The organism is Streptomyces adustus, from assembly GCF_009377175.1.
Taxonomy (GTDB): Bacteria; Actinomycetota; Actinomycetes; order Streptomycetales; family Streptomycetaceae; genus Streptomyces; species Streptomyces adustus.
On the sequence record NZ_VJZD01000468.1, the window covers coordinates 1 to 3,277 of the forward strand.

A 3,277-nucleotide genomic window follows, 5' to 3' on the forward strand; every position below is an offset into this window, starting at 1 on the left:
AACCGCAGCCGCTCCCCGCACACCCCCACCTGCACCGACTGGCCCCAGGTCAGTTCCAGCGAGTCCGTTTCCATTCCGTCGCCGAAGGCGATCAGGCGCTCCGATTCGACGGTGATCCGCAGCCGGCCGTCGGCCGTGAGCTCGCCCGCGATCAGCGAGGTGCCGGTGGCGGGCGAGGGCCAGGCCTCGCGGACGAACCACAGCAGGCGTTCCTCCGTACGACCGGGCAGCCGCAGGTCCGCGCCGCGCTCCTGCCACACCGACCGGAGCCAGCCGGTCGCCCCCGTCCCGGTCCCCACCAGCACACCGGAGGAGGCCTGGGCCTCGACGGCACCCCTGTCGCCGTCGAGACCCAGGCGATAGCGGGCGGTCTGGTGACCGGGCGCGCCCAGATAGATCTCGTTGAGGGCCACCAGCCGCTGGGTGTCGTCCGCGACGGCCTCGACCATGGTGAGTTCCTCGGTGCCGGACCCGGCGCCCGGGGCGAGAGCGGCCGGCAGCAGTGCGGCGGTGTCCCGCGCCCGGTGCCGTACGAGCACGCCCGGATTGCGCCCGGGGTCGGTGTCGACGCCCACCACGGGCTGCCCGGCGAGGTATTTGGCGACGTTCGCCACCAGCCCGTCCTGCCCGACCACCACGACGACGTCCTCGGCCGCGAACAGGAAGCGGTCCAGGTCGGCGCGCTCCACCCGGGCCTGACGCCAGGTCAGCGGTACGGCCGCGGCGACCTCGGCCAGGGCCCGCCGGGTCCGGCGGTGCCGTTCGGCGACCTCCTCGATGTCACGGCCGCGGGAGGCGAGGAAGAAGGCGGCCTGGCCGTGCGTGCCGTGCCGGGCCACCAACTCCTCGTACTCCGTGGTGCGGTGGACGATCACGGCGCGCGGGGCGAGGCTCACTCCCGGTCCTGCGAACCGAGCCGGGCGAGCAGGCCCGTCAGCACGTCCGGCGACACCGTCACGCTGTCGATGCGCGGCAGGTTCTCGGCCAGCCGCGTCCCGGTGAGCGCGTGCAGCGTGGCCACGTCCACCTCGGCGTGCACCCGCAGCCAGGCCGCCTGGGCCTGCGCCCGCGCCTCGCCGACCTCGCGCGCGCCCTCGGCCTCGGCGCGGGCCAGCCGTACCGCACGGGTCGCCTCGGCCTCCGCGAGCTTGACCGTGCGGGCCGCCTCGGCCTCCGCCAGCCGTACCGCACGGGCCGCCTCCGCGCCGGCCCGTACCGCGTCCGCGGCCGCGTGCTCCTCGGCCTCGCGCCGCGCGTTCGTGCCGCGCTGGTCGACCAACTGCTCCTCGCGGCGGGCGAGTTCGATCTGGCTGGCCAGCTCGTTCTCGGCGATGGTCCGCTCGCGTTCGACGGCCACGGCCCGCCGCTCGTAGGTCGCCCGGTCGGCCTCCTGCTGGATCTGCTCACGGGCCGGGGTGCGCAGTGCCCGCTCCACCTCCGGCTCCGGGCGCAGCGCCATCACCCGCACGGCCACCACCTCGATGCCGGTGGCGGGCAGCCGCGGCTCGGAGCCCAGCCCGGCCGCGATCCGCTCGCGCACCGCCGCCACCCCGTCCACCAGCGCCGACGACAGCGGAGTGCGGGCCAGTACGTCCAGCGCGTGCTGCTGGGCCGTCTCGGTCAGCAGCGTGCCGAGCTGCTCCAGCGGGGCACCCCGCCAGCCGCCGGTGTCCGGGTCGATCGAGAAGTCCAGTCGGGCGGCCGCGACGGCCGGGTCGCCGATCCGGTAGGTGACGGTCGCCTGCACGGCGACGTCCTGGAAGTCGGAGGTGCGGGCGTGGAACGTCATGGCCAGTTCCCGGTCGTCGACCGGGATCTCGGATATCGCGGCCGTCAGCGGGCGGAACCAGAAGCTGAGTCCCGGGCCGTCGTGCACGGGCTTGCCCGAGCGGTGGTACCGGATGTGCGCCGTCGGCGCGCCGCGCAGGTGACGCCAGCCCAGGCGCCGGGTGATGTCGGCCATGTGCGATCCCCTCCCCTTTTTCTCGTCATGGAGACGATAAGGCAGAGGTCCGTTTATCGTCAAGGGGACGAGAAGAAGGGGAGGGGAAATGGGGGAGGGAAGGGTCAGGGCGGCCCCTGATGGCCAGGATGGAGGCATGGGATTCCATGTCGACTCCGAGACCGGACGGCTGCGCCGCGTGATCCTGCACCGGCCGGACCTAGAGCTCAAGAGGCTCACCCCCAGCAACAAGGACACCCTTCTCTTCGACGACGTGCTGTGGGTGCGCCGGGCGCGCGCCGAGCACGACGGGTTCGCGGACGTGCTGCGCGACCGCGGCGTCGTCGTCCACCTCTTCGGCGACCTGCTCACCGAGACCCTGGCGATCCCAGAGGCTCGGACGCTGGTCCTGGACCGTGTCTTCGACGAGAAGGAGTACGGACCGCTCGCCACCGACCACCTGCGCGCCGCCTACGCGACCCTGCCCGCCCGCGAGCTGGTCGAGGCCCTCGTCGGCGGCGCGACCAAGCGGGAGTTCCTCCAGGCGCACAGGGAGCCGGCCTCCGTGCGCTTCCATGCCATGGAGCTGGACGACTTCCTGCTCGGTCCGCTGCCCAACCACCTGTTCACCCGGGACACCTCCGCCTGGATCTACGACGGCGTCTCCATCAACGCCATGCGCTGGCCGGCCCGGCAGCGCGAGACCGTCCACTTCGAGGCGATCTACCGGTACCACCCGCTCTTCCGTGACGAGGGGTTCCACCTCTGGTCCGAGGGGCAGGCCGACTACCCCTCCACCATCGAGGGCGGGGACGTCCTGGTGATCGGCAACGGCGCCGTGCTCATCGGCATGAGCGAGCGCACCACGCCCCAGGCCGTGGAGATGCTCGCGCACAAGCTGTTCGCCGCCGGCTCCGCGCGGACGATCGTGGCCCTCGACCTGCCGAAGCGGCGCGCCTTCATGCATCTCGACACCGTGATGACGATGGTCGACGGCGACACCTTCACCCAGTACGCCGGACTCGGCATGCTCCGCTCGTACACCATCGAACCGGGCTCCGGCGAGAAGGAGGTGAAGGTCACCGACCATCCGCCCGAGCACATGCACCGCGCGATCGCCGCCGCCCTCGGGCTGAGCGAGATCCGGGTGCTGACCGCCACCCAGGACGTGCACGCCGCCGAGCGTGAGCAGTGGGACGACGGCTGCAACGTCCTGGCCGTCGAGCCGGGTGTCGTCGTGGCCTACGAGCGCAATGCCACCACCAACACCCATCTGCGCAAACAGGGCATCGAGGTGATCGAGATCCCGGGCAGCGAACTGGGGCGGGGCAGGGG

At 72.6% G+C, this 3,277-nt stretch carries 3 protein-coding genes; 1 reads left to right on the forward strand and 2 read right to left on the reverse strand.

The window, feature by feature from the left end:
- Window positions 1-896: NAD(+)/NADH kinase (locus tag FNH09_RS45615; protein ID WP_162470095.1), on the reverse strand; the 896-nt coding region annotated here is incomplete at its 3' end.
- Window positions 893-1,963 (reverse strand): SPFH domain-containing protein, encoded by a 1,071-nt coding sequence (locus FNH09_RS45620; protein ID WP_152895752.1) that lies wholly within the window; start codon window positions 1,961-1,963, stop codon window positions 893-895. The genes FNH09_RS45620 and FNH09_RS45615, both read right to left, overlap by 4 nt.
- A 136-nt stretch (window positions 1,964-2,099) precedes the next feature.
- Here FNH09_RS45620 and FNH09_RS45625 point away from each other — a divergent pair.
- The coding region (locus FNH09_RS45625; protein WP_162470096.1) for an arginine deiminase at window positions 2,100-3,277 on the forward strand (1,178 nt) is incomplete at its 3' end.

Coding starts and splice junctions, on each gene's coding strand:
- FNH09_RS45620 (WP_152895752.1), bottom strand. CDS start 1,963: ATGGCCGACATCACCCGGCGCCTGGGCTGGCGTCACCTGCGCGGCGCG.